Annotated in this window: 21 protein-coding genes; 15 read left to right on the plus strand and 6 right to left on the minus strand. The window is 77.9% G+C overall.

What is annotated here, in order from left to right:
• Positions 1 to 7 precede the first annotated feature (7 nt).
• On the plus strand, positions 8 to 1,294 hold the full coding sequence (locus ACFUMH_RS00760; RefSeq protein WP_378198827.1) for an RNA polymerase sigma factor: 1,287 nt from the start codon (positions 8 to 10) through the stop codon (positions 1,292 to 1,294).
• 13 nt (positions 1,295 to 1,307) lie between these two features.
• Here the strand turns inward: ACFUMH_RS00760 and ACFUMH_RS00765 are convergent, their stop codons facing one another.
• Positions 1,308 to 1,712, minus strand: a complete 405-nt coding sequence (locus ACFUMH_RS00765) for a type II toxin-antitoxin system VapC family toxin (protein WP_378198831.1) — start codon at positions 1,710 to 1,712, stop codon at positions 1,308 to 1,310.
• Positions 1,713 to 1,995: 283 nt separating this feature from the next.
• Positions 1,996 to 6,582: an ATP-dependent RNA helicase HrpA gene (gene hrpA / locus ACFUMH_RS00770; RefSeq protein WP_378198834.1), complete on the minus strand. Its 4,587-nt coding sequence runs from the start codon at positions 6,580 to 6,582 to the stop codon at positions 1,996 to 1,998.
• A gap of 141 nt (positions 6,583 to 6,723) precedes the next feature.
• Here hrpA and ACFUMH_RS00775 point away from each other — a divergent pair, with 141 nt between their 5' ends.
• Entirely contained in the window at positions 6,724 to 6,921 is a 198-nt protein-coding gene (locus tag ACFUMH_RS00775; RefSeq protein WP_378198837.1) for a hypothetical protein, read from the plus strand.
• Positions 6,922 to 6,952: 31 nt separating this feature from the next.
• Here ACFUMH_RS00775 and ACFUMH_RS00780 read toward each other — a convergent pair whose 3' ends face one another.
• Positions 6,953 to 7,360, minus strand: coding sequence for a RidA family protein (locus tag ACFUMH_RS00780; RefSeq protein ID WP_378198841.1), 408 nt, complete (start codon positions 7,358 to 7,360; stop codon positions 6,953 to 6,955).
• Between the two features lie 120 nt (positions 7,361 to 7,480).
• Here ACFUMH_RS00780 and ACFUMH_RS00785 point away from each other — a divergent pair, with 120 nt between their 5' ends.
• The 8 genes from ACFUMH_RS00785 (at position 7,481) to ACFUMH_RS00820 (ending at position 16,848) form a co-directional block, all read left to right on the plus strand.
• Entirely contained in the window at positions 7,481 to 7,852 is a 372-nt protein-coding gene (locus ACFUMH_RS00785; protein ID WP_378198844.1) for a MerR family transcriptional regulator, read from the plus strand.
• A gap of 329 nt (positions 7,853 to 8,181) precedes the next feature.
• Positions 8,182 to 8,730: a TetR/AcrR family transcriptional regulator gene (locus ACFUMH_RS00790; protein ID WP_378198847.1), complete on the plus strand. Its 549-nt coding sequence runs from the start codon at positions 8,182 to 8,184 to the stop codon at positions 8,728 to 8,730.
• Positions 8,731 to 8,912: 182 nt separating this feature from the next.
• Entirely contained in the window at positions 8,913 to 10,520 is a 1,608-nt protein-coding gene (locus ACFUMH_RS00795) for an ABC-F family ATP-binding cassette domain-containing protein (protein ID WP_378198850.1), read from the plus strand.
• Positions 10,521 to 10,646: 126 nt separating this feature from the next.
• Positions 10,647 to 11,150 carry a hypothetical protein gene (locus ACFUMH_RS00800; RefSeq protein ID WP_378198853.1) on the plus strand — a complete coding sequence of 168 codons (504 nt, stop codon included), beginning with the start codon at positions 10,647 to 10,649 and terminating at the stop codon, positions 11,148 to 11,150.
• A 105-nt stretch (positions 11,151 to 11,255) separates the two neighbouring features.
• The gene (locus tag ACFUMH_RS00805; RefSeq protein ID WP_378198856.1) at positions 11,256 to 11,762 is read left to right on the plus strand and encodes an aminoacyl-tRNA deacylase; all 507 of its coding nucleotides are present in this window, start codon (positions 11,256 to 11,258) and stop codon (positions 11,760 to 11,762) included.
• A 180-nt stretch (positions 11,763 to 11,942) separates the two neighbouring features.
• A complete protein-coding gene (locus ACFUMH_RS00810; protein ID WP_378198859.1) occupies positions 11,943 to 12,299 on the plus strand; it encodes an STAS domain-containing protein in 357 nt (118 codons plus the stop codon).
• 74 nt (positions 12,300 to 12,373) lie between these two features.
• Positions 12,374 to 13,555, plus strand: coding sequence for an exonuclease SbcCD subunit D (locus tag ACFUMH_RS00815; protein ID WP_378198862.1), 1,182 nt, complete (start codon positions 12,374 to 12,376; stop codon positions 13,553 to 13,555).
• Entirely contained in the window at positions 13,555 to 16,848 is a 3,294-nt protein-coding gene (locus ACFUMH_RS00820) for an AAA family ATPase (RefSeq protein ID WP_378198865.1), read from the plus strand. The genes ACFUMH_RS00815 and ACFUMH_RS00820 overlap by 1 nt, the downstream gene beginning before the upstream one ends.
• A 12-nt stretch (positions 16,849 to 16,860) precedes the next feature.
• Here the strand turns inward: ACFUMH_RS00820 and ACFUMH_RS00825 are convergent, their stop codons facing one another.
• A complete protein-coding gene (locus tag ACFUMH_RS00825; protein WP_378198869.1) occupies positions 16,861 to 17,277 on the minus strand; it encodes a hypothetical protein in 417 nt (138 codons plus the stop codon).
• Between the two features lie 121 nt (positions 17,278 to 17,398).
• On the opposite strand from ACFUMH_RS00825, the gene ACFUMH_RS00830 reads away from it, so the two are divergent.
• The 4 genes from ACFUMH_RS00830 (at position 17,399) to ACFUMH_RS00845 (ending at position 21,528) form a co-directional block, all read left to right on the plus strand.
• Positions 17,399 to 18,091: a DUF2993 domain-containing protein gene (locus ACFUMH_RS00830; RefSeq protein ID WP_378198872.1), complete on the plus strand. Its 693-nt coding sequence runs from the start codon at positions 17,399 to 17,401 to the stop codon at positions 18,089 to 18,091.
• Positions 18,088 to 18,882, plus strand: coding sequence for a M50 family metallopeptidase (locus tag ACFUMH_RS00835; RefSeq protein WP_378198875.1), 795 nt, complete (start codon positions 18,088 to 18,090; stop codon positions 18,880 to 18,882). Before ACFUMH_RS00830 ends, ACFUMH_RS00835 begins: the two co-directional genes overlap by 4 nt.
• A gap of 67 nt (positions 18,883 to 18,949) precedes the next feature.
• Complete coding sequence (locus ACFUMH_RS00840) at positions 18,950 to 20,950, plus strand: threonine/serine exporter ThrE family protein (RefSeq protein WP_378198878.1); 2,001 nt, start codon at positions 18,950 to 18,952, stop codon at positions 20,948 to 20,950.
• A 191-nt stretch (positions 20,951 to 21,141) separates the two neighbouring features.
• The gene (locus tag ACFUMH_RS00845) at positions 21,142 to 21,528 is read left to right on the plus strand and encodes a RidA family protein (RefSeq protein WP_378198881.1); all 387 of its coding nucleotides are present in this window, start codon (positions 21,142 to 21,144) and stop codon (positions 21,526 to 21,528) included.
• A 24-nt stretch (positions 21,529 to 21,552) separates the two neighbouring features.
• Here the strand turns inward: ACFUMH_RS00845 and ACFUMH_RS00850 are convergent, their stop codons facing one another.
• Positions 21,553 to 22,470: an SDR family NAD(P)-dependent oxidoreductase gene (locus ACFUMH_RS00850; RefSeq protein ID WP_378198884.1), complete on the minus strand. Its 918-nt coding sequence runs from the start codon at positions 22,468 to 22,470 to the stop codon at positions 21,553 to 21,555.
• A gap of 154 nt (positions 22,471 to 22,624) precedes the next feature.
• Here ACFUMH_RS00850 and ACFUMH_RS00855 point away from each other — a divergent pair, with 154 nt between their 5' ends.
• The gene (locus ACFUMH_RS00855) at positions 22,625 to 23,500 is read left to right on the plus strand and encodes a helix-turn-helix transcriptional regulator (RefSeq protein ID WP_378198887.1); all 876 of its coding nucleotides are present in this window, start codon (positions 22,625 to 22,627) and stop codon (positions 23,498 to 23,500) included.
• Positions 23,501 to 23,521: 21 nt separating this feature from the next.
• Here the strand turns inward: ACFUMH_RS00855 and ACFUMH_RS00860 are convergent, their stop codons facing one another.
• Positions 23,522 to 24,784, minus strand: coding sequence for an alanine racemase (locus tag ACFUMH_RS00860; RefSeq protein ID WP_378198891.1), 1,263 nt, complete (start codon positions 24,782 to 24,784; stop codon positions 23,522 to 23,524).
• Between the last annotated feature and the right edge of the window lie 52 nt (positions 24,785 to 24,836).

The following is a 24,836-nucleotide window of genomic DNA, read 5'->3' on the forward strand; positions in this document are numbered from 1 at the left end:
GGGCGCCGTGCCGTCGGCCGCATCGCCGGACGGGTCGTCAAGCGCGTCGGCGGACGCCGTCGCGCGGGCCGTCGAGGACGCGCACCGGCGCGAGTGGGCCCACGTGCTCACCGCGACGGTGCGCGTCACGCGCGACCTCGACGCCGCCGAGGAGTGCACCCAGGACGCGTTCGCCCAGGCGCTCGTGACGTGGCGGGCGTCGGGCGTCCCGGCGCGCCCGGGCGCGTGGCTGACGACGGTCGCGCGCAACCGTGCGCTCGACCGCCGGCGCCGCGACGCGCTGTTCCGGCGGGCGATGCCGGAGCTCGTCATGGACGAGACCGTGGCGGGGCCGGCCGACGCGCCCGAGCCCGCCGCGGTCGCCGACGACCTGCTCCGGCTGGTGTTCACGTGCTGCCACCCGGCGCTGTCCCGCGAGGCGCAGGTCGCGCTCACGCTGCGGCTGCTGTGCGGGCTCTCCACGGCGGAGGTCGCGCGGGCGTTCCTCGTGCGGGAACCGGCGATGGCGGCACGGCTGACACGGGCGAAGCGCAAGATCGCGGCGGCGCGGATCCCGTACCGGGTGCCGGCCGCCGACGAGCTGCCCGCGCGCGTCGCGGCGGTGCTCGACGTGCTGCACCTCGTGCTCACCACCGGCCACTCCGCACCCGTCGGCGACGCGGTGCTGCGCGCCGACCTGCTCGACGGCGCCGTCCGCCTCGCGCGGCTGCTGCACGCGCAGCTGCCGGACGACCCGGACGTCGCGGCGCTGCTCGCGCTGGTGCTGCTGACGGACGCCCGCCGGGACAGCCGCGTCGGACCGGCCGGGGAGCCGGTGCTGCTCGCCGACCAGGACCGCACGCGCTGGGACGCCGACCTGGTCGCGGAGGGCACCGCCCTGCTCACCGACGCGCTGCGACGGCGTCCCGGCCGGTACGCCGTCCAGGCGGCGATCGCGGCCGTGCACGCCGAGGCGCCGACGTGGGAGCGGACCGACTGGACCGAGGTGGTCGGGCTGTACGACGTGCTGCTGCGGCTGTGGCCGTCGCCGGTCGTCGCCCTGAACCGGGCGGTCGCCGTCGGTCAGCGCGACGGCGCCGCGGCGGGCCTCGCGGCGCTCGCGCCGCTGCTCGACGACCCGGCGCTCGCGACGTACGCGTACCTCGGCGCGGCGCGGGCCGACCTGCTGCGCCGGCTGGGCCGGTGGCGCGAGGCGGCCGACGCGTACGCCGAGGCGCTGGCGCTCACGGACAACGCGGCCGAGCGGGCGTTCCTCGCCCGGCGGCTGGCCGAGGTGCGGGAGCGGGCCGGCTGAGCGGGGGCGGCGCTCAGGACGACGGGTACAGGTCCTCGACGTCGGCGAGCGGCACGCGCCCCTCGGCGGCCGCGCGCAGCACCGGGTCGAGCGTGACGAACGCGTCCGCCTGGAGCTGCGCGACGGCGAGGTACTCGGCGTCGCCGGTGTCGGACCAGCCGAGCTCGTGCGCGATGCGCCAGGCCGTCGCGCGCGACACCCGGTCGCCCAGGAGCCGCATCTTCGTCGTCGTCACGCCGTCGAGCAGGCGCCGGCCCTCCGCCTCGGGCAGCACGCCCGAGCGCACCGCCCGGTACAGGTACCCGAGCACGTGCGAGCGCAGCAGCGTCGGCCCGACCAGCTGGTGCTCCTCGGGCACGACGACGCCGTCGCGGGCGAGCTCGACGGCGACGAGGTGGTCGATCGCGTAGCGGGTCATGCGGCCATCCTGCCCCCGCCCCGGGACGGCGGCCGGACGGTGGACGCGGCGCGCGTCGACCTGTCCGCCGTCCCCCCACGGCGCCGGCCACCCGGACACCGCGCAGGTCGCGCACGGTGCGTGTCACCTCGTGGACCCGCCGTCGCACGACCCCGCGATCACGCAGCCGGTGGCGCCCGGACGCCGCACGATCGCGGGGTCGCCGGTGCGACGTCCCACGGCCGGAGCACCCGGACGAGGCAAGCCGACGAGGCGGGGGACGGGGCCGGCGGGTCGGGCGGCGTCAGGCGATGGCCGCGAGCGCCTTGCGGATGCGCGTCGGGGAGACCGGCACCGGCGTGCCCAGCTGCTGCGCGAACAGGCTGACCCGCAGCTCCTCGACGAGCCACCGCACGTCGTCGAGCGCACGCGCCTTCGCCGGGTCCGGCGAGCCCGCCGCGACGCGCGCGCGGGCCGCCTCGTACTGCTCGACGACGTCGTGCACCTGCCACGCGAGGTCGGCGTCGCGGTGCGGGTTCTCCGCCGCCTTCGTCAGCCGGTGCCCGGCGGCGCGCAGGTACCGGACGAGCTGCGGGAGCCGGTCCGCGCCGACCTCGGACACGAACCCGTCGTGCACGAGCGCCGCGGCCTGCTCGCGCACGTCCTGCGCGGTCGACAGCAGCGCGAGGCTGTTCGACGCCCGCACCTGCGCGTCGAGCTCGCGCCACGCACCGAGCACGCCGACGAGGTCCCCGACGACACGGTGCACGTCGTCCTCGAGGCCCGCCCGGACGTCGGCCCGCAGCGCCGCGTACGCGTCGGCGTCCCGGACGTCCCGCGGTGAGCGGCCCGCCAGGTGCCGGGCCATGAGCCGGTCGACCGAGGCGAGCTGCACGTCGGTGACCAGCGCGTCCGTCGACGGGTACGGGGACGCCGCGAGCGCGAGCGCCTGCGGGCCGGTCCACCGGCTGGTGACGCGCCCGGCCGGCAGGCCGGCGTCGAGGACGAGCAGCCGGCGCAGCCCGCGCCGGGCGGCGACCTCGGCGGCCGCGGCGTCGGCGAGCACGCGCAACGCGACGGAGGGCGCGCCGCCGGTCGTCTCCTCGACGAGCGTCGGGTAGGCGCGGACGACGCCGCCCGCGGCCGACGGCGCCTCGACGACGTCCGGCAGCGCACCGGGCAGGTCGGGCCACCGGGTCAGGCCCGTGCGCTCGAGGTCGACGCCCGGCGCCGTCGCCGACGCACCGGGACGCGGCCCGGCACCGCGCCGCGCGCGCCCGCCGGCCGTCCCCGCGTCCGCGCCGGTCGCGGGCGGCGTCGCGGCCGTCCCGCCGGCCGCCGCCATCGCCTCCTCCATCGCCGCCCGCACCGCGCTGCGGACCGCCGACGACACGGCGTCCTGCGCGCGGTCCGCGTTGCGCCGCTGGAGGACCAGCAGGTCCTTGCCCTCGTCGACGACGCCCCCGCGCTCCCCCACGACGCGGAACGTCATGCGCAGGTGCGGCGGCAGCTTGTCCTCCTCGACGGCGTCGGGCGGCACCTCGACGTCGCGCAGCGCCCGCACGGCGCGGGCGAACATCTCCCGGAACGACGGGGCGGCGTCGGCGGCCCGCACGGTGTCCTCCCACGACGCGACGTGCTCGGTCATCCACGCGTCGACGGCGCGGGCGACGTCCGGCGCGGGGACCAGCTGCACGCGCACGGCCTTGGGCAGCGCGCGGATCGTGGCCGTCAGCAACTCGGCGCGCACGCCGGGCACCATCCAGTCGAAGCCCTCGGGACGCACGCGCGGCAGCTGCGGCAGGGGGATGTGCACCGTCACGCCGTCGGCCTCGGTGCCGGGCTGGAACTGGTACGTCAGCGGGAACGACAGCTCGCCCTGCGGCCAGCGCGACGGGAACTGGTGCTCGTCGACGGCTGTGTCCGACCCGACGAGCAGCTCGCGCGTGAACGTCAGCAGGTCGGGGTCGCGGCGGCGCGCGTCCTTCCACCAGCGATCGAAGTGCCGGGCGGAGACGACGTCGTCGGGGACGCGCTCGTCGTAGAAGTCGAACAGCACGTCGTCGTCCACCACGAGGCGGCTGCGGGTGCGGGCCTCGAGGTCCCCGACCTCGGCGAGCAGGCGCCGGTTCTCGTGGAAGAACGCGTGGTGCGTCGTCCACTCACCCTGCACCAGCGCGTGGCGCAGGAAGAGCTCGCGCGCGCCCGCGGGGTCGACCTTTCCGAGCAGCACGCGGCGGTCCGCGACGATCGGCACGCCGTACAGCAGCACCTTCTCGACGACCATCGCGGCGCCCTGCCGCGTCGACCACGCGGGGTCGGAGTAGGTGCGCTTCACGAGGTGCGCGCCGAGCTCCTCCGCCCACTCCGGCCGGATGCGCGCGGCGTCGCGCGCCCACAGCCGGGAGGTCTCGACAAGCTCCGCGGCCATGACCCACGCCGGCGGCCGCTTCGACAGGCCGGACCCGGGGAAGAGCGCGAACCGGGCCCCGCGCGCGCCGAGGTACTCGTTGCGTGCCCGCCGGTCGGGCGTCGCGCGCCCGCGGCCCTTCGCGTCCTTGCCGGTCGCCTGCACCTCGGTCGCGAGCTGCATGCCGACCTGCGACAGCAGCCCCGACAGGATCGCCTGGTGGATGGCGTCGCCGTCCCACGACCAGCGAGTCCGCGCGTCCTGGGCGGTGCCGCCGGGCGTCGTCGTGGGCTCCACGACCTCCTGCACCGGTGCGCCCGCCGGGCCGCGCCGCCCGCGGCCGCCGTCCCGGCCGGCCGCCTGCACCGCCGCGCGCGCCGCGACCAGCTCGTCCGGCACGGGCGTCGGCGCGCCCTTCGCCGCGATGCCCAGCGGCTTGGTGAGGTCGCGCAGCTGCGTGACGACGTCCTGCCACTCGCGCACGCGCAGGTAGTGCAGGTGCTCGGCCTTGCACATGCGGCGGAACGCGGACCCGGACAGCGCGTGCTGCTGGTCGCGCAGGTACGACCACAGGTTCAGGTAGCTGAGCAGGTCGGAGCTCGGGTCGGCGAAGCGGCGGTGCAGCTGGTCGGCGGTGTCCCGCTGGTCGGCGGGACGCTCGCGCGGGTCCTGGATCGACAGCGCCGCGGCGATGACGACGACCTCGCGCGCGACGCCGCGACGTCCCGCCTCGACGACCATGCGGGCGATGCGCGGGTCGACGGGGATCTGCGCGAGCGCGCGGCCCGTCTCGGTCAGGCGCGTGCGGCCGTCGCGGACCTCGAGCGCCCCGAGCTCGGTGAGCAGCGCGACGCCGTCGCGGACCGCGCGCACGTCCGGCGGGTCGACGAAGGGGAACTCGACGACCTCGTCCGGGCTGCCGACGACACCCACCGAGATCATCTGCAGGATCACGGACGCCAGCGACGTGCGCAGGATCTCCGGCTCGGTGTACTCCGGCCGGGACGCGAAGTCCTCCTCGGAGTACAGCCGGATCGCGATACCGGGCGACAGGCGCCCCGACCGGCCCGAGCGCTGGTTGGCCGACGCCTGGGAGATCGGCTCGATCGGCAGCCGCTGCACCTTCGTCGCCTTGGAGTACCGCGAGATGCGCGCGGTGCCCGGGTCGACGACGTAGGTGATGCCCGGGACGGTCAGCGACGTCTCGGCGACGTTGGTGGCGAGGACGATGCGCCGCGTGTCGTGCCGCTCGAAGACGCGACGCTGCTCGGCCGCGGACAGGCGCGCGTACAGCGGCAGCAACTCGATGGCCTGCGGGTGCCGGGGGTCGGTGACGCGTGCGCCGAGCGACCCGCGCAGGCCGTCCTCCGCGTCGCGGATCTCGCGCTCGCCGGACAGGAACACCAGCACGTCGCCCGGCCCCTCGGCCATGAGCTCGTCGACGGCGTCGGTGATGCCGGTGACCATGTCGCGGTCCTCGGCGCCCTCGCCGGTCAGGGGCCGGTACCGGATGTCCACCGGGTACGTGCGCCCGCTGACCTCGACCACGGGCGCGGGCACGCCGTCGGGGTGCTCGTCGGTCGGCGGGCCGGCGAAGTGCCGCGCGAACCGGTCGGAGTCGATCGTCGCGGACGTGATGATCAGCTTGAGGTCCGGCCGCCGCGGCAGCAGCCGCGTGAGGTACCCGAGGATGAAGTCGATGTTGAGGCTGCGCTCGTGCGCCTCGTCGATGATGAGCGTGTCGTACCGGCGCAGCATCGGGTCGCGCTGGATCTGCGCGAGCAGGATGCCGTCCGTCATCACCTTGACGAGCGTCTCGTCGGACGACTCGTCGGTGAACCGCACCTGGTACCCGACGACGCCGCCGAGGGTCGTGCCGAGCTCGTCGGCGATGCGGTCCGCGACCGACCGTGCCGCGATGCGCCGCGGCTGCGTGTGCCCGATCTGCCCCGCGCGCCCCCGGCCGAGCTCCAGCGCGATCTTCGGCAGCTGCGTCGTCTTGCCGGACCCCGTCTCGCCCGCGACGACGACCACCTGGTGGTCCCGGATCGCGGCGGCGATCTCCGCGCGCCGGGCCGAGACCGGCAGCTGCTCCGGGTACACGATCGCGGGCAGCTGCACCGCCGCGCGGCGCTCGGCCGCCTGCGCGAGCCGCTGCTCGTCGCGCGCCCGCCGGTCGCCGCCCTCCGCCCGGTCGCCGCCCTTCGCCCGGTCGCCGGCCTTCGTCCGGTCGCCGCCGTCGCGCCGCCGGCCGCCCTCGCGCCGCTCGCCGTCGCGCCGCCGCTGGTCGGGACGCTCCTCGCGCCGGCCGTCCGGTCGGGACGCGCGCCCGTCGTCGACCTGCTCCGCCTGCTGGTCGCGCTGCTCGTCGCGCTGCTCGCCGTCGGGGCGCGCACCCTCGCCGCGCCCGCGGCCACGACGACCCCGCGGCCGGCGCGGGGCGCGCTCGTCCGTGGCGGGGGTGGGGTCGGTCGTGCTCACGACGTCCCATCCTCCCAGGCGTGCGGCGTGCACCGCGCGGTCATTGCCGTCGCGGGGCCGGCGCCCTACCGTCGGCGGGTCGGTCCGGCACCGTGCGCAGCCCGCGCCACGGCCCGCGACGCGCCGGATCCGGGGGGACGCATGCAGCACCACGGCAACAACCTCGCGCTGCTCGCCGCGGGCGTGATGGCGCTCGGGTTCGCCGGCGAGCGCCTCGCCGGCGGCGCGTCCGGGCTGCACCTCGTCACGCTCGTGGCCGCCGTGGTCGCCGGGGGCGCGGCGGTCGTCGCCGGGCTCCTGGGCCTGGTCGGCTCGGGCCGGGACGACCACCGCGACTGACGCCGCGCCGCGCCGCGCCGCGGCCGCCCGGTCAGGCGAGCACGGCCGTCGCCTCCACCTCGACGAGGAACGCCGGGTCCGCCAGCGCCTGCACGCCGATGCCCGTGAGCGGCGCCGCGGGTGTCACGCCGAGCCGTGCGGCGGCGCGCGCCACACCCTCGACGAACAGCGGCATCCGCTCGGGCGTCAGGTCGACGGCGTAGACGCGCAGCCGGGTGACGTCGTCGAACGTCGCGCCGACGGACGCGAGGGCCGTCGCGACGTTGAGGTAGCACTGCTCGGTCTGGGCGGCGAGGTCGCCGGCGCCGACGAGCCGCCCCTCGCCGTCGAGCGCGACCTGCCCGGCGACGCTGACGGTACGGCTGCCGGTCGCCACGGACACGTGGCGGTAGACGTCGACGGGGGCGAGGCCGTCGGGGTTCGACAGGGACACGGGCACGGGGCTCCTCCGAGGGGTCGGTCGGGTCGGTCGGGGCGCCGCGGTTCGCAGTGCCGTGCCGCCACCGTGCATGCTTCACACCGGTGTCAGGGTCAAGTCGGCCCGCGCGGAGGGAGCACGGTGCGCATCGGGGAGGTCGCCGCGGCGACGGGGGCGTCGGCCCGCTCGCTGCGCCACTACGAGCAGCTGGGGCTCATCGCGTCGCGCCGGGAGCCCAACGGGTACCGCGACTACGACGAGGAGACGGTCGTGCGGGTCCGCCAGATCCGCGGGCTGCTCGACAGCGGCATCCCGACCCGCGTCATCGAGCGGATGCTGCCGTGCCTGGACGGCGGCCCGGACATCCTCCCGGACGAGGCCACGCCCGAGCTGCTCGCCGGCCTCGAGCGGGAGCGCGCGTCCCTCGACGCGCGCATCGCCACCCTGGTCCGCAGCCGCGAGGCGCTCACCGGCTACATCGCGACGGTGACGGCGGCACGCACGGCCCGCTGACCGCGAGCCGGGACGCCTCTTCGGCGACCCCGCGATCGTGCGTCGTCCCCGGTCCCGGAGCCTGCGCGATCCCGGGGTCGCGGACCGGTGCGCCCGCGATCCGGGACGACGTCGGTGGTGAGGTGCTCGGCGGCCCGGCGGCGACCGGCCTCGGCGTCATGTCGAGCAGGTCGCCGTGGACGTCGTCCACGGATATGCGTACGCTCGTACACATGACCACCGACGACCGGCCGACCGCCGACGGCACCCCGACCGACTGGTTCGCCGGCGACTCCCGCAGCGACCACCAGCGGACGCTCGCCCGCGTCGTCCGCGGCGTCTGAGCCACGATGCGCGCGCGCCGCACCGACCCCGGACGCCGGGACCGCATCCTCGACGTCACGCTCGACCTCGTCGCCGAGGTGGGGGTCGCCGGTGTGTCGCACCGCCGCATCGCCGCGCGGGCCGACGTGCCGCTCGGGTCGATGACCTACCACTTCGAGGGCATGGACGACCTGCTGCACGAGGCGTTCACGCGGTTCGCGGACCGCAGCGGCGAGCGGTTCGCGCAGCGGCTCGGCGCCGCGCACGACCGGGCGGAGGCGCTGACGGCCGTCGTCGACCTCGTGCACGAGCTCTCCGACCCGCGGACGAACGCCGAGCGCGTCGTCATGTACGAGCTGTACACGCTCGCCGCGCGCGACCCCCGCTACCGCGCGATCACCACCGCGTGGATGGCGCGCAGCCGCCGCGAGCTCGGCCGGCACTTCGCGCCCGACGTCACGCGCCGCCTCGACGCGCTCGTCGAGGGGCTCTCGCTGCACCGCGCGCTCGACGAGGACCCCTTCGACCGGGCCCTGACCGAGGACGCCGTCCGCCGGCTCGTGGGCGACGCCTGACGCGGCCGACCGGCCGTCGGAAGCCCCGCTGCCGGAAAACACCGTGCGCGGCCCGGCCGTCCCGCCTACCGTCGACCCCGTGCTGAGCTGACCCCTGCCCCGAGTCCCCGTCCGACTCAACCGCGCCCGTCGAGCCGACCACGTCGAGCCGACCGCTCCGGGCGCCCGCAGGTGGTGATCGCATGACCCCCGTGCTGCGCGCACGCTTCCTCGTCCGCTCCTACGACGGCCGCACCGTGCTCGACGGCGTCGATCTCGACGTCGACCCCGGGCACCGGCTCGGCGTCGTCGGCGAGAACGGCGTCGGCAAGTCGACGCTGCTCCGGCTGCTCGCCGGCCTCGACGACCCCGACTCGGGCGAGGTCGTCCGGCCGCCCGACCTCGGGTTCCTCGGGCAGGAGCCGCTCCTCGACCCGGTGGCGACGGCCGACGACGTCCTCGCCGACGCGCTCGCGCACGTGCGGGCCGTCGCCGACGCGCTCGAGCGGGCGGCCGCGGCGCTCGCGGACGACGCCCCGGGCGCCGGCGACGCGTACGCGGCCGCGCTGGCCCGCGCCGAGCTCGCCGGCGTCTGGGACGCCGACCGCCGGGCCGACGTCGCGCTCGCGGGCCTCGGCCTGGGCGACGTCGCGCGGGACCGGCCGGTCGGCACGCTGTCGGGCGGGCAGCGGTCCCGGCTGGCGCTCGCCGCGCTGCTGGTGCGGCAGCCGGCGGCCGTCCTGCTGGACGAGCCCACCAACCACCTCGATGACGACGCCGCCGGCTACCTCGCCGACGCGCTGCGGCGGCTGCCGGGTGCCGTGCTGCTCACCAGCCACGACCGCGTGTTCCTCGACGAGGTGTGCACCGGCGTGCTCGACCTCGACCCCGGGCTCGACGGCCCGACGACGTACGGCGGCACGTTCACGGACTACCTGGAGGCGCGCCGCGTCGCCCGCGAGCGCTGGGAGCAGCGGTACCGCGACGAGCAGGACGAGCTGAAGGCGCTGAGGGTCGCCGTGCGGACGACCGCGCGGCGCGTCGGGCACGACCGGGCGATGGGCAACGAGGCGAAGCTGCCCTGGGACGCCAAGGGCGCGCGCGTCGAGCAGCAGGTGTCCCGCCGGGTGCGCGACGCGAGGCGCCGCCTCGACACCCTCGGCGCCGAGCAGGTGCGCCGCCCGCCGGCGCCGCTGCGGTTCGCGATGCCGGCCCCGCGGGAGGCTCGCACGCCGGTGGTGCTGCAGGTCCGGGACGCGACCGTGCCGGGGCGCGTGCACGTGCCCGCGCTGGACCTCGACGCGTCGGCGCGGCTGCTCGTCACCGGCCCCAACGGCGCCGGCAAGTCGACGCTGCTGCACCTGCTCGCGGGCGACCTGGCGCCGGCGCACGGCACCGTGCAGCGGACGCGCGGCGTCGAGGTGGCGCTGCTCGAGCAGGACGTCGGCCTGACCGACGACCCCCGCACCCCCCGCGCGCTGTACGCAGCCGTGACGGCGGACCGCGCGGACGCGCCGCCGCTCGTCGACCTCGGGCTCGTCGCACCCCGCGACGTCGACCGGGCGATGCGCGAGCTGTCCGTCGGCCAGCGGCGGCGCGTCGTCCTCGCCCTGCTCGTGGCCCGGACGCCGCACGTGCTGCTGCTCGACGAACCGACCAACCACGTGTCGGTCACGCTCGCCGGGGAGCTCGCCGACGCGCTCGCGACCGCGCCGGGCGCCGTCGTCGTCGCCACCCACGACCGCTGGCTGCGGCGCACGTGGACGGGCGCGCGGGCCGAGGTGCGGGACGGCGTGCTCGTCGCCGGGTGACCCGACCGGGTGCGGTGACTCGTCCGGGTGGACGGGCGGGCACGGGTGGGCACGGGCGCGACCGGCACGGCATGCTGGGCCCTGGGCGATTCGTCCGGATCGCCGACGCCGACGACGGGAGGGCCCGTGCTCGACGCCCCGTGGCCCCCGCCGCACGACGGGCCCCAGCAGCCGCGCGACGCGCACGCCCGCGCGTGGACGGCCGACGTCCGCCGGCCCACGCCGCCCGCGTCCGCCCCGTGGTGGCCCGCGGACGCGCCCGGCGGTGCGCTGCCGAGGCACGCGTCGGACGGGCACGCGCGGGACGGGCAGGCACGGGACGCGCGGACGCGGGACGGGCACGCACGGGACGGGCGCCGCACCGGCGCGAGGCCGACCCCCGGCGCCGCGCGCCCGCGGCCGCACGCCACCTGGCTGCCGGAGCCGGCGTGGATCCCGCAGCCCTCCCCCGCGCCGGAGCAGCGGTGGACGCCGGAGCAGGACTGGGTGGCGACGTTCGCGCGCCGCGCCCCGGCCCCTGACGTGCCCGCCGAGGACGGTCCCGGGAGGGCCGCGCGCTGGCTCGTCGGCGGTGCCGTCGCGGCGGTCGTCGTCCCGCTGCTCGTCCTGGCGCTGGCGCTGGGCCTGTGACCGTGCCGCGTGTGACGTCCGGCCTGTGACGTGCCGCCCGTGACGTGCCGCCTGTGACGTGCCGCCTGTGACGTGCCGGGCGCGGGGTCTGGTTACCGTGGGCGCGTGACCGAGCACGCACGCGGCGACACCGAGCTGCGCACCGACGGCGAGCGCCGCGCGGCCGAGGCCCTCGACGCGGCGGGGATCGCCTACGAGCGGACCCGCCACGGGCGCGTGTCGTCGCTCGCGGAGGCGGCGGCGGCGCGCGGCATCGACCCGACCGACCTGCTCAAGACGATCGTGGTGCGGCGCGGCGAGGACGACCACGTGCTCGTCCTCGTGCCCGGCGACCGCACCATCTCCTGGCCGCGCCTGCGCGCGCTGCTCGGGGTCAGCCGCATGTCGATGCCCGACGCGGCGACCGCGCTGGCCGTCACCGGGTACGAGCGCGGCACCATCACGCCGTTCGGCACGACGCGCACGTGGCCCGTCGTCGCGGACGAACGGGTGCGCGGGCACCGGGTGTCGATCGGCGGCGGCGGGCACGGCGTGGGGTTCACGCTCGACGGCGACGACCTGGTGCGCGTGCTCGGCGCGACCGTGGCGGACGTCACGGACCCCGAGGCCTGAGACGGCCCTCCCCGGGCGCGCCCCGCACGCCTCTCACCTGCCACTTCACCCGTCCGGGGAACGTCCGGGGCGGGTTCGACGTTCAGCGAGACGGCCGTGGGGGCGCCGGGTAGCGTTACCGCGCCGTCGATCCCGGTCCGACGACGTACCGACATCGACGCAGGAGCAGGAGACACCGCCATGACGGAGCTGAGGGACGCCGTGCCCGGGCTCGAGGAGGTCCCGCCTGTGCACGCGATCCGGGTCGAGGCCGAGGACGGCCGCGCGGCGGTGCGCCTCATCGGCGAGATCGACGCCGCGCTGCGCCCCGAGGCCAGCGCGTCGATGGGCATGGCGCTCATGAGCGGGCTGCCCGTCGTCATCGACGCGACGGACGCGACGTTCGTCGACTCGTCGGGCGTCGCGTTCGTGCTCCAGCTCCACCTCGCCGCGTCCGAGGCGGGCATCCCCGTGACGCTGCGCGACCCGCACCGGGTGCTGCGCGAGGTGCTCGACATGGTGGGCCTGTCGGTCGTCATCCCCGACGACGAGGGCTGATCCCGCACCGCCGCGGGCGGGCCGCGGGCGCGGCGGCCGGGGGCGTGTCGGTGGGCGCGGCTACGTTTCGGCGCATGCGGTTGCTGCACACCTCCGACTGGCACCTGGGTCGCACCCTGCACGGGGTCGACCTGTTGGACCACCAGGCCGCGCACCTCGACCACCTGGTCGACGTCGTGCGCGCCGAGGCGGTCGACGCCGTCGTGGTCGCGGGGGACGTGTACGACCGCGCGATCCCGCCGGTCGAGGCCGTGACCCTGCTGTCGGAGACGCTCGCGCGGCTGGCCGAGCGCACGACCGTGGTGGTGACGTCCGGCAACCACGACTCCGCGACGCGGCTCGGGTTCGGGGCGGCGCTGATGCGCGAGCGCGTCCGGCTGCGCACGCGCGTCGCCGGGCTGGCGGAGCCGGTGGTGCTGCCGTCGGACGGCGGCGACGTGCTGGTCTACGGGCTGCCGTACCTGGACCCGGACGCGGCGCGCGTCGAGCTCGGCGAGGACGGCCCGGACGGCGCGCGCGTGCCGCTCGCACGCTCGCACCAGGCCGTGACGGCGGCGGCCATGGCACGCGTGCGGGCGGACGCGGCGGCGCGGCGCGGGGGCGGCCGGCCGCGGACCGTGGTCGCCGCGCACGCGTTCGTCGTCGGCGGCGAGGCCAGCGAGTCCGAGCGGGACATCCGGGTGGGCGGCGTCGACCACGTCACGGCCGACGTCTTCGCGGGCGCGGACTACGTCGCGCTCGGGCACCTGCACGGGCCGCAGGTCGTCCCCGGGCCGGACGGCACGGTGCTGCGCTACTCCGGCTCCCCCCTCGCCTACTCGTTCTCCGAGCTGCGGCACCGCAAGTCGTCCGTGCTCGTGGACCTCGGCGGAGGCGCGCCGGTGACCGAGCTCGTGCCCGCCCCCGTGCCGCGGCGCCTCGCCGAGGTCACCGGGACCCTCGACGACCTGCTCGGCGCGGCCGGCGAGCCGCACACCGACGACTGGGTGCGGGTCACGGTGACCGACGCCGCCCGGCCCGCGGACCTCTTCCGACGCGTGCGGGCCCGGTTCCCGCACGCGCTCGCGGTGCACCACCGCCCCGCGGGCGCCGAGCGCGCCACGGCCCGGGCGGCGGTCGTCACGGCGGCCGCCGACCCCGTCGAGGTGGCCGGCGACTTCGTCGCGCACGTGACGGGCGCGCGTCCCACCGACGCCGAGGTGCACGTGCTGCGGCGCGCCTACGAGCAGGTCCTCGCCGGCGAGCGGAGCGCCTGATGCAGCTGCGCTCCCTCACGGTCCAGGCGATCGGGCCGTTCGCCGGCCGGCACACCGTCGACTTCGCCGCGCTCGGCGCGGCCGGGCTCTTCCTGCTCGAGGGGCCGACCGGCGCGGGCAAGTCCACGCTCATCGACGCCGTCGTCTTCGCCCTCTACGGCAAGGTCGCGGGCGCCGACGCGAGCGACGAGCGGCTGCGGTCAGCGTACGCGGCGCCGGAGGTCGAGTCGGTGGTCGACCTCGTGCTCGAGGTGCCGTCGGGCGTCTACCGCGTGCGGCGGACGCCGGCGTACCAGCGCCCCAAGCGGCGCGGCGCCGGGACGACGACCGCGCAGGCCAGCGCGCGCCTGTGGCGGCTGCCCGCCGACGTCGACTGCACCGGCGGGCCCGACGCGCTCGACACCGTCGGCGAGCTCGTGAGCACCCGCCTCGACGAGGTGGGGCACGAGCTGCAGCGCGTCGTCGGGCTCGACCGCGCGCAGTTCGTCCAGACGATCGTGCTGCCGCAGGGCGAGTTCGCACGGTTCCTGCGCGCCAACCCCGAGGACCGGCGCGGGCTGCTGCAGAAGATCTTCGGCACCGCCGTCTACGAGCAGGTGCAGCAGCGGCTCGCGCAGCTGCGCCGCGAGGCCGACCGGGCCGTCGAGGCGGCGCGCGCCGAGCTGCAGGGCGCCGCGGAGCACCTGGTCGGCGCCTGCGGGCTCGACGCGGAGGCGGCCGAGGAGCTGCGCCGCGCGCTCGCGGGGGCCGTGACGGGGACGGTCGGTGCGGGGACGGGCGGTGCGGGGACGGGCGGTGCGCGGACGGGCGGTGCGGGGACGGGCGCCGCGGGGACGGGCGCCGCCGGCGCGGCGGACGTCGCCGATGACGGGCCCGCGGCGCGCGTGGCGGCCGTCGTCGACGGCGCGGTGGCACGGCTCGCCGCCACCGCGACGGACCTCGCCGAGCAGGCGGCCGCCGCGGCCGAGGCGTGGGACCGTGCGCGTCGCGACTGCGACGCCGCCGTGGCGACCGCCGCCCTCCTGACGCGCCGCACCACCCTGCGCGCCGACCTCGAGCGCCTCGAGCACGGCCGCGCGGCCCACGAGGCCGACGTGCTCCGGCTCGCCGCCGCGCGGTCCGCCGCGGCCGTGCGTCCGCTGCTGCTGGGTGCCGAGGACGCCGCCACGGCGTGGGCGGGCGCGCGCAAGGCGCTGCTCGCGGTCGTCGACGCCGCCCCCGTCGACCTGCACCCGGCGCCCGCCGTGCACGACGCGCTGCGCGGGGCGGTCCGGACGCCGGACGACGTCGCACCGGACGACGCGCTGCCGGGCGACGGGGCGGCGGGTGCCGAGCCACCGGGCGCGCGGACCGGTGCGGACGACGACGCCACGACGGCGTGGCGGGCCCGCGTCGCGGACGCGCGCGTCGCCGCGGCGGACGAGGCGAGCGCGCTGCGCCGGCTCGTGACGCTCGAGGAGCAGCTCGACGGGCTGCGCCGCGCGGTGCGGGACGCGGCCGCCGCCATCGACGACCTGCGGGCCGAGGTCGCCACGCACGACGCCTGGCTCGCCACGCGTCCCGACGCGCGCGCCGCGCTCGTGGCCGAGCGCGACACCGCCCGCACCCACGGCGCGACGTGCGCCACCTGCGACGCGCGGGTCGCCACCGCCGAGCAGGCGCTCGCCGACGTGACCGCGCTGCGCGACGCCGTGCGCGCGCACGAGCGGGCCGACGCCGCCCGCGCCGCCGCCGCGCGCGACGCGCACGCCGCGGTGACCACCGAGGCCGCGCTGCGGACCGCGCGCGTCGCGGGCCTCGCCGGCGAGCTCGCCGCCGACCTCGGCGCCGGTGACGCGTGCCCCGTCTGCGGCGCCGTCGAGCACCCGCGCAAGGCGGCGCTCGGCGCCGACCACGTGACGGCGGAGCAGGTCGCCGCCGCCGAGCGGGCGCGCGTGGCCGCCGAGCAGCGCCTCGCGGCCGCGAGCAGCGCGGAGGCCGCCGCCGCCGCACGCGTGACGTCCCTGCGCGAGCGCGTGGGCGAGACCGACGAGCCGACCGCCCGCGACGCGCTCGCCGCGGCCCGCGCCGAGGCGGCCGCCGCCCGGTCCGCCGCCGCCGAGGCGGACCGGCTCGACGCGGAGGTCGACCGTTTCGACGCCGCGACGCAGGCCCGCCGCGCCCGCCGGGAGGAGCGCGCCCGGCAGGTCGCCGCCGCCGAGGCGGCGCTCGACGCCCAGCGCGACGCGCTCGACCGCGCCGAGGTCGAGGTCGTCGAGGGGCGCGGCACCCACCCCACCGTCGCGGCCCGGCACGCGGCGCTGACCGCCCGCGCCGACGTGGCGCAGGACCTGCTCGACGCCCTCGCCGCCGAGCGCACCGCCGCGCAGGACACCGGCCGGCGCCTCGCCGAGCTCCTCACCGGCCTGCACGACCACGACCTGCCCGACGCCCGCACGGCGCGCGCGGCCTGGCTCGCGCCCGGGGCCCTGGCCGCCCTCGAGCGCGAGGTGCAGCGGTGGACCGCCGAGTCGGCGCGGGTGGCCGACGGCCTCGCCGACCCGGCGCTGCGCGACCTCCCCGAGGACGCGGCCGTCGACGTCGAGGCGGCCCGGACCGCGGAGCGCACCGCCCGCGCGGCCGCCGACGACCTCGCCGGTCGCGCGCACGCCGCGCGGGAGAGGGCCGACGCCGCCGCCCGCGCGGGCGGCACGACGCGCACCGCCGCCCGGGCCCTCGAGCGGCGCACCGACGAGGCCGCGCCCGTGGCGCGGATGGCCGGTCTCGCGGCCGGCACCGCGAGCGACAACGCGCACGCGCTGTCCCTCGCGACGTACGTGCTGACCCGCCGGTTCGAGGACGTCGTCGACGCGGCCAACGACCGGCTGCGCGTCATGTCCGACGGCCGCTACGAGCTCGCGCGCAGCGACGAGAAGGAGGACGTGCGCACGCGCACCACCGGGCTGTCGATGCGGGTGGTCGACCACCGCACCGAGCAGACGCGCGACCCGCGCACCCTCTCCGGCGGCGAGACCTTCTACGTGTCGCTGTGCCTCGCGCTCGGCATGGCGGACGTCGTCACGGCCGAGGCCGGCGGCGTCGAGCTCGGCACGCTCTTCGTCGACGAGGGCTTCGGTGCGCTCGACCCGCACGTGCTCGACCAGGTGCTCGGCGAGCTGTCCCGGCTGCGCGCAGGCGGCCGCGTCGTCGGCGTCGTCTCGCACGTCGAGGCGCTCAAGCAGGCCGTCGCCGACCGCATCGAGATCCGCCCCACGCCCGGCGGCCCGAGCACGCTCACGGTGCTGGCGGGCTGAGGGCGGGGCGCCTCACCACGTCCAGCCGCGCTCGGCCAGCGCCATCTCCTCCCGGAAGCGCTCGGCCGGGTCGCCCTTCGCCGCGGGCAGCACCTCGACACCGGCCATGCGGCACGCCTCGGCGAGCAGCTGGTCGTACGCGAGCTGCGACGCGATGATGCGCTCCGCCCGGGCGAACATGCGGTCGTCCCCCTCGAGGCGGCGCACGTGCGCCGCCACGACGCCCAGCCGCTCCTGCACGCGCAGCGTCTGGAACGGGTCCTCCACGGTTGGCCGCCGGCGGCGCAGCCGTGCCGCCGTCCGCTCGAGCCGCTCGGCGAGGGCGACGCGCCAGCGCGGCGGCTCCTCGGCCGAGGGGATCAGCGACCAGACGGCTGTCAGCAGCACCGTCGGTGCGACGGCGGTCAGCAGGAGGAGTGCCCAGGTCATCGCGCGTCCCTCGTGGTCACCACCCAGCCTAGGTCGACCGTGTGACCCACGCCACACCATTGGCCGGTCGTCACGCTCGTCGGCCCCGTACGGTGGGCGCGGCGTCGAGGGACGGAGGGTCATGGGAGCCAGGAGAGCGGTCGTCGGCACGGTGGTCACGCTCGTCGTCCTCGGGGCCGGTGCGGTCGTGGCCGACCGCGTCGCGCTCGGCGTCGCGGAGGACCGCGCGCGCGAGGTCGTCACGCAGCAGCTCGCCGTCACCGGCGATCCCGAGGTGGCGATCCACGGGTTCCCGTTCCTCACCCAGCTGCTCGCGGGCGAGCTGGACGACGTCGACGCGGCCGCGACCGGCCTCACGCTCGAGGGCGTCGAGGCCACCGACGTCCGCGTCACCGCGCAGGGCGTCGGCCTCACCGCCCCGCACACCGTCCGCGCCGCCACGCTCGCCGCGACGCTGCCGCCCGAGTCGCTCGAACGCGTCCTCGCGGACCGCGCCGGGCTCGCCGTCGACCTCACCGTCGACGCGGGCGTGCTCCGCGCGGGCGGCGAGGTGCTCGGGCTCGCGCTGTCCGCCGGCCTCGTCCCTCGGGTCGAGGACGGCGTCCTGCTCGTCGACCTCACCGACGTGGCGCTCGGCGAGCGCACCCTCGACCTCGACGACCTGCCCGGCGGCCTCGGCGACCGCGTCACCGGGCTCGAGGTGCCCGTCGAGGGCCTGCCCGAGGGCGTCGTCCTCACCTCCGCGTCCGTGGTGCCGGGCGGCGTGCGCGTCACCGCGGAGGGCGCCGACGTCGTCCTCCCGGAGGCGCCGTGAGCACCGGCCCCGTCGCGGGGACGGCGTGGCCGCTGCACGCCGCTCCCGCCGACCCCGACATCACCGGGCAGCTCGGCGCGTGGTGGGAGCAGCTGACGACGCCGCAGCCCGCGCCGGCGCGCACCACCGTCGCCGTCGTCGGCGCGGTCGTCCTCGTCGCGCTGTGGGTGCCCGGCGTGTGGCACCTGCTGCGGCACGGGCTGACGATCGTGCACGAGGCCGGCCACGCGGCCGTCGCCGTGCTGGTGGGCCGACGCCTCAGCGGGATCCGCGTGCACTCCGACACGTCGGGCCTGACGGTGTCGCGCGGCAAGCCGCGCGGTCCCGGCATGGTCGCGACCGCGGCGGCCGGCTACCCCGCGCCCGCGGTGCTCGGCGTCGCCGCCGCGTGGCTGCTGTCGCGCGGGTACGCCGTCGGCGTCCTGTGGCTGCTGCTGCTGGTGGTCGCGCTCGTGCTGCTCCAGATCCGCAACTGGTACGGGCTGTGGGCGGTGCTCGTCAGCGGTGCGGTGCTCGTGGGCGTCACGGGCTGGGCGCCGGCGGCCGTGCAGACGGTCGTCGCGGCCGCGCTGACGTGGTTCTTCCTGCTCGGTGCGCCGCGAGCCGTGCTCGAGATGCAGTCGCAGCGCCGCCGCGTGCGGCGGCAGGGCGGCCGCGACGTGTCCGACGCGGGCCTGCTGGCCGGGCTGACGCACGTGCCGGCGGTCGTGTGGGTCGCGGTCCTGCTGCTCGTGGGCGTCGCGCTGCTCGTCGTCGGCGGGGCCTGGCTGCTGGCGGCCTGGCCCGCCTGACGCACGCGCCGACGGACCGGCCCGACCCCCGGGAGCCGGGAACCGCCGCCCGGGAGAGGATCGCCCCATGAGCGCACCCGTGGCGCCCGCACGCCGGGCCGACGTGCCGCCCGACCCCGCGCCCAGCACGTCGGCACCCGGCACGCCCACGCCGAGCCCGACGCCCACCGCGTCGCCCACGCCGGCGCCCACGACCGTCGTCCCGACGCCGACCGGGACCCCCGTGCCGACCTCCGGCACCGAACCCGCCGCCACGCCGACGCCCACCCCGACGTCGACCGCCGAGCCGGTGCCGACGCCCACGTCGACGACCGTCGTGACACCCCCGCCCAGCGCACCGCCCGCGTCCGTGCCGGGGACCGTCGTGCCGTGGTCGCGCGAGCCCGCCGTCGCCACGTCGACCCTGCCGCTCGGGGTCGTCGTCACCGCCGCCCTCGTCCTGCTGGTGGTCACCGCGGCGCTCGTGCTGCTGCACCGGCGCACCCGTCGCACGGCCGCCGGGGCGGGGGCGGCGGGTGGGGCGGTGGCAGCCGCCGGAGCGGACGGGACGGCGGCAGCCGCCGGAGCAGGTGGGGCCGCGGCAACCGCCGGGGCAGGTGCCGCCGGCACCGCGTCCGGCGCCGGGTCCGTCGCGTCCCTCGGCCCGCAGCGCACGACCGGGGCCGACCACGACACCGACGAGCTCGCCGAGGCCGTGACGGCCGTCCTGCCCGCGGTGCCGTCCGACCCGCCGACCGGGCCGGTCGCGGCCGCCGCCGCGACGGGTGCCGCAGCCGCCGCGACAGCGGCCGGTCCGGGCACGTCCGGTGGCCCGACCACCCCGGCCCCGCCGGCCGACCCGGCCGTCACGATGAGCTTCCTGCTCACGATGGGCGAGGCGCTCACCGACGCGAGCGCGCCCGTCGTGCAGGTCAAGCAGACGCTCGAGCGGATCGCCGCCGTCAACGACCTGCCCGGCCTGGCGGTCGTGGCCCTGCCGACGGCGCTCGTCGTGTCGGTGCCCGGCAGCGCGGCACCGCAGACGGTCGCGTCGAGCGCGGGCGCCCGCACGCTGCGGCTGCACCAGGCGGCCGACGTGCTGCACGTCGCGGACGACGCCGAGGCGGGCCGTGTCGGGCCGGTCGAGGGCACCGCGCGCCTCCGCGCCGCCCTCGACGCGCCGCCGCTGTACGGCGGTCCGGCCCGCGTCGCCGGGTACGTCGCGTCGGCCGCCGGCCTGGCGATGATCCTCGGCGGCGGTCTGGTCGACGTCCTCGTCGCCGGCGCGCTCGGCGCGGGCGTCGCCGGGCTCCAGGTCGCGGGCGCGCGGCTGCCCGCGGTGTACCAGTCGCTGCTCGTGCTGGTCAGCGCGTTCCTCGTCTCGACGGCGGTGTTCGCCTTGTCCCGCACGGGCCTCGACATCGGCACGCTGGCGCCGCTCGCGGCGCCGCTCGTCACGTTCCTGCCGGGTGCGCTGCTGACCACGGCCGCCATCGACCTGGCCACGCGGCAGATGATCGCCGGCTCCGCGCGGCTGGCGGCGGGCGGGATGCAGCTCGTGCTGCTCGCGCTCGGCATCACGGCCGCCGCGGCGCTCGTGGGGGTGCCCGCGTCCGCGGTCGGGGCCGCGTCCCTGCACCCCCTCGGCTGGGCCGGGCCGTGGATCGGGGTGCTCGTCTACGGGTGCGGCGTGGTGCTGCACAACGGCGCCCACCGGACGGCGCTGCCGTGGATCCTGCTCGTGCTCGTCGTCGCGTACGCCGGGCAGGTGCTCGGCGGGGTGCTGCTCGGCGGCATCCCGTCGGCGTTCGTCGGGGCGCTGGCCATGACGGCCGTCGCGATGTTCGCCGCGACCCGGCCGACGGGCCCGCCGACCCTCGTCGGCTTCCTGCCCGGCTTCTGGCTGCTCGTGCCCGGTGCGCTGGGGCTGATCGGCGTGACGTCGGTGCTCGACCAGGGCGCGCAGGCCCTGACCACGGTCGTGACCGCGGGCGCGACGATGGTCGCGATCTCGCTCGGCGTGCTCTCGGGCATCGCGATCGGGTCCGCCGTGGCGCGCCGGACGCGGGCGACGGCGTCCGCGTCCTGACGCGGTACGTGGACCCGGCGCCCGGCGTGACGCAGCACCCGGCCGGCCGGCACCACCCGGCGCGTCGGCCCGCCCGGCGGCAGGCTGGTCCCGGGCACCGCCGACGACGTGGTGGTCCCGGCCCCGGAGACGGGCACCGACACCGCGACGCACGCGTGCCCGGGACCACCGAACCGACCTGGAGGACCCCGATGACCCGTCAGCAGATCTCCACCCCCGAGGCCCCGCGCCCGGCCGGCGCCTACTCGCAGGCCATCCGGCTCGGCGACCTCGTCTGGACCGCCGGCTTCGGCCCGCAGGACCCGCGCACGGGCGAGGTCCCGGAGTCGGTCGCCGACCAGACGCGCCAGGCCCTGCGCAACGTCGAGGCCACGCTCGCCGTCGCCGGCCTGGGCCTGCGCGACGTCGTGAAGACCACCGTGCACCTGGCCGACCTCGCCGACTGGGCCGAGTTCGACGCCGCCTACGCCGAGTTCTTCACCGACCCCCAGCCGGCCCGCACGACCGTCGGGTCCGTGCTCGCGGGCATCAAGGTCGAGATCGACGTCGTCGCGGGACGGTCGACCGACGTGCCCTGAGCCGGCAGGGCTCGTCAGCGCTCGTCAGGCGAGCCCGCACAGGTGGTCGGCCGCCTCCCACAGCGCCCGCTCGCGTGCGACGTCGTAGGACTCCGCCGACGAGCGCTCCTCCGCGTCCCCGCTCACGTACGCGCCCGTGGCGACGACCGGCCGGCCGTCGATCAGCGACGCCAGGTGGCCCCCGGCCGTCACCACGTCGACGGCGAGCGGCGTCCGCGCGAGCAGCGGCAGCAGGTGCCGCGCCACGAGACGGGTCAGGGTGCCGCCGTCGCGCGTCAGCTCCGTGCCGGGGACGAAGCCCGGGTTCCAGGCGACGACCTCGACCTCGGGCAGCCGCCGGGCGAGCTCGTGCACGAGGTGGATCACCGCCAGCTTGCTCGTCGCGTACGCGCGCCGGCCCGCCGTCGCCGTGCCGGCGTCCGCCGCGCTGCTCGGGCGCGCGAGCTCGAGCGGTGCGCGCCAGCGGGGTGCCGGGACGAGGCCGAGGTTGTGCCGCAGGTCGCCGAAGTGGGTGTCGGACGTCGTGAGGACCACCCGCGCGGGCGTGGTCATGCGCTCCGCGAGCAGGCGCAGGAGCAGGTGGTGCGCCAGCACGTTGACCGCGAAGGTGGTCTCGAGGCCGTCGACGGTCGCCCGGTCGGCGCCGGTCACCTGCAGACCGGCGTTGCCGACGAACCCGGTCAGCGGTGGGAGTGTGCCGCGGTCGAGCCGCCGCCCGACCTCCTCCGCCGCCGCCCGCACGCACGCGAGCGACGCGAGCTCGGCGCCGACCCACCCCACCTGCGGGTTGCCGCTGTCCCGTGCGAGCCGCGCGACCAGCTCGTCGCCGGGGCCGCGCGTGGTGACGACCAGGTGCAGGTCGGGCGAGCGCCGCAGCGCCTCGACGGCGGCGGCGTACCCGATCCCACGGCTGGCTCCGGTCATGACGATCGTGTGCTGCACGGTGCTCCCTCGGTCGTGTGCGCGCCGCGTCCGCGGCGCCCGTCCCACGGTCCGCGGTGCCGCCCGCACGGACCAGGACCGTGGCGGACGGTAGGACCGCCGGTACCCAGGCTCGGGCCTCCCGCCCGGGGGCCGTGGGCGCGAGGATGGCCGGGTGCCTCCCGCGACGGCCCCGGACGTGACGACGCTCGCGCACCTGCTGCGCAGCTGGCGCGACCGGCTCTCCCCCGGCGACGTCGGCCTCGCCGCAGGTGCGCGCCGGCGTGCGCCCGGCCTGCGTCGCGAGGAGCTCGCGCAGCTGGCGGGACTCTCGGTCGACTACCTCCTGCGCCTCGAGCAGGGGCGAGCGACGCACCCGTCGCCGCAGGTGGTCGCGGCGCTCGCCCGGTCCCTGCAGCTGTCCCGCACCGAGCGCGACCGGCTCCACCGCGCTGCGGGACTGCTGCCGCCGCAGGACTCGACGGTGAGCGCCCACGTGCCCGCCGGGGTGCAGCGGCTCGTCGCGCGGCTCGGCGACGTGCCCGTCGCGGTCTTCGCCGCCGACTGGACGCTGCTCACGTGCAACGCGCTGTGGACCGCCCTGCACGGGGACCCCGCCGCGCTGCTCCCGCGGGACCGCAACCTCGCCCGCGCCCTGTTCGGCGACGGCGACGCCCACGCCGCCCGGCACCCGACCACCTCGGCGAACGGCACCGACGCGTTCGAGGCCGCGGTCGTCGCCGACCTCCGGGACACCGCGGCCCGCTACCCGGCCGACGCGCGGCTGCGCGGGCTGCTCGACGACCTGCTGACGTCACCACGTTTCGCGGCGCTCTGGCGGGCGGCGACGCCGGCGCCGCACACCACGGACCGCAAGACGGTCGTCCACCCGGTCGTCGGCGCGCTCACGCTCGACTGCGACGTGCTCGGCGTGCCCGGCGCGGACCTGCGCGTCGTCGCGTACACCGCGGCCGGCGGGACACCGGACGCGGACGCGCTCGACCTCCTGCGGGTCACCGGCGGGCAGGGCGTCACCACCGCCAGGTCCTGACCCGACCGCCGAGCGGCGCGCTCAGAACCAGGTGCTGACGACGTCGACGACGCGCAGGTCGGCGTCGAGCACCGGCACCGCGCGCCACTTGTCGAACGCGGTGCACGGGTGCGAGACGCCGAGCTCGACGACGTCGCCGACCGCGAGGTCGGTCGGGTCCTCGGCGTCCGCGTCGTGGTGCGGGTCGTGGTCGAGGTACGCGTGCTGGTCGTTGGTGCGCGTGAGGGTCCACCCGCGGACGTCGACGGCCTCGGCGCCGGGCCGGTGCCGGCGCAGCGGCACGGGCAGCCCTTCGTCGTAGGGGACGTCGCGCTTGCCGGCGTCCAGCAGCGCGAGCCCGGGCTCGGGTGTCGAGAGCACCTGCGCCCACACGCGGATGGCCGGCAGCAGGTGGCCGGCGACGCGCGTGTACGGGGTCCGGCGCGCGTACGTGCCGTGGTCGTGCGTGACGTACGAGCCCGAGCGGAGCAGCGTGCGCGTGCCGTACCCGGGCAGCGGTCCGGTGCCGTCGGGGTCGCGGCCCAGCACGTCGGCGACGACGTCGAACCACGCCGACCCGCCGGCCGACAGCACGATCCCGTCGGGCGGGAGCAGCGCGCGGTCGGCGAGGTCGTGCGCGGTGTCGCGGAGCCCGGCCAGGAACGAGCGGACGCGCGCGTCGTCGGGCAGGCCGCCCTCGTAGCCGCTGACGCCGACGAGCCGGACGGCGTCGGACGCGACCGCGCGCTCGGCCACCGCCACAGCCTCCTCGGGCGTGCGCACGCCGGTGCGGCCGGCGGCGTGCCCGACCTCGAGCAGGACGGTCACCGGCCCGGCGTCCGTGCCCGCGGCCTCCACGGCCTCGACCCCCGCGACCGAGTCCACGTACACCAGCACCTCGGCGTCCGGCTCGGCGGCGGCCGTCGCGGCCCACCGCAGGGCGACGGGGTCGACGACCTCGTTGGCGACGAGCAGCCGGCGGACGCCCAGCGCGTGCGCCGTGCGCGCCTGGTGCGGCGTCGCGACGGTGATCCCCCACGCGCCGGCGTCGAGCTGGCGCGCCCACAGCTCGGGCGACATCGTGGTCTTGCCGTGCGGGGCGAGCTCGAGGCCGTGGTCGGCGGCGAACCGCGCGAGGGTCGCGACGTCGTGGTCCAGGGCGGCGCGGTCGAGCGTCATGACGGGCCGGCCGAGGCTTCCGTCGAACAGCGTGTGCCCCTGCGCGACGTACGCGGCGGCGGTGAGCGGGTCGTCGAGCACGAAGCCCTTCGTCGTCGGACCCAGCAGGACCTCCGGACGTCGCACGGTCCACCTCCGCTCGTCGGTGCGGTCGAGCCTAGGCCGGGTGCGATCGCCG

Origin of the sequence: Cellulomonas sp. NPDC057328 (assembly GCF_042667215.1) — a bacterium.
Taxonomy (GTDB): domain Bacteria; phylum Actinomycetota; class Actinomycetes; order Actinomycetales; family Cellulomonadaceae; genus Cellulomonas.

Excerpts from the sequence above, each read along its gene's own strand:
- ACFUMH_RS00765 (WP_378198831.1), bottom strand. The coding sequence starts at position 1,712 with ATGACCCGCTACGCGATCGACCACCTCGTCGCCGTCGAGCTCGCCCGC.
- ACFUMH_RS00775 (WP_378198837.1), top strand. The coding sequence starts at position 6,724 with ATGCAGCACCACGGCAACAACCTCGCGCTGCTCGCCGCGGGCGTGATG.
- ACFUMH_RS00790 (WP_378198847.1), top strand. The coding sequence starts at position 8,182 with ATGCGCGCGCGCCGCACCGACCCCGGACGCCGGGACCGCATCCTCGAC.
- ACFUMH_RS00795 (WP_378198850.1), top strand. The coding sequence starts at position 8,913 with ATGACCCCCGTGCTGCGCGCACGCTTCCTCGTCCGCTCCTACGACGGC.
- ACFUMH_RS00810 (WP_378198859.1), top strand. The coding sequence starts at position 11,943 with ATGACGGAGCTGAGGGACGCCGTGCCCGGGCTCGAGGAGGTCCCGCCT.
- ACFUMH_RS00815 (WP_378198862.1), top strand. The coding sequence starts at position 12,374 with ATGCGGTTGCTGCACACCTCCGACTGGCACCTGGGTCGCACCCTGCAC.
- ACFUMH_RS00820 (WP_378198865.1), top strand. The coding sequence starts at position 13,555 with ATGCAGCTGCGCTCCCTCACGGTCCAGGCGATCGGGCCGTTCGCCGGC.
- ACFUMH_RS00825 (WP_378198869.1), bottom strand. The coding sequence starts at position 17,277 with ATGACCTGGGCACTCCTCCTGCTGACCGCCGTCGCACCGACGGTGCTG.
- ACFUMH_RS00830 (WP_378198872.1), top strand. The coding sequence starts at position 17,399 with ATGGGAGCCAGGAGAGCGGTCGTCGGCACGGTGGTCACGCTCGTCGTC.
- ACFUMH_RS00840 (WP_378198878.1), top strand. The coding sequence starts at position 18,950 with ATGAGCGCACCCGTGGCGCCCGCACGCCGGGCCGACGTGCCGCCCGAC.
- ACFUMH_RS00845 (WP_378198881.1), top strand. The coding sequence starts at position 21,142 with ATGACCCGTCAGCAGATCTCCACCCCCGAGGCCCCGCGCCCGGCCGGC.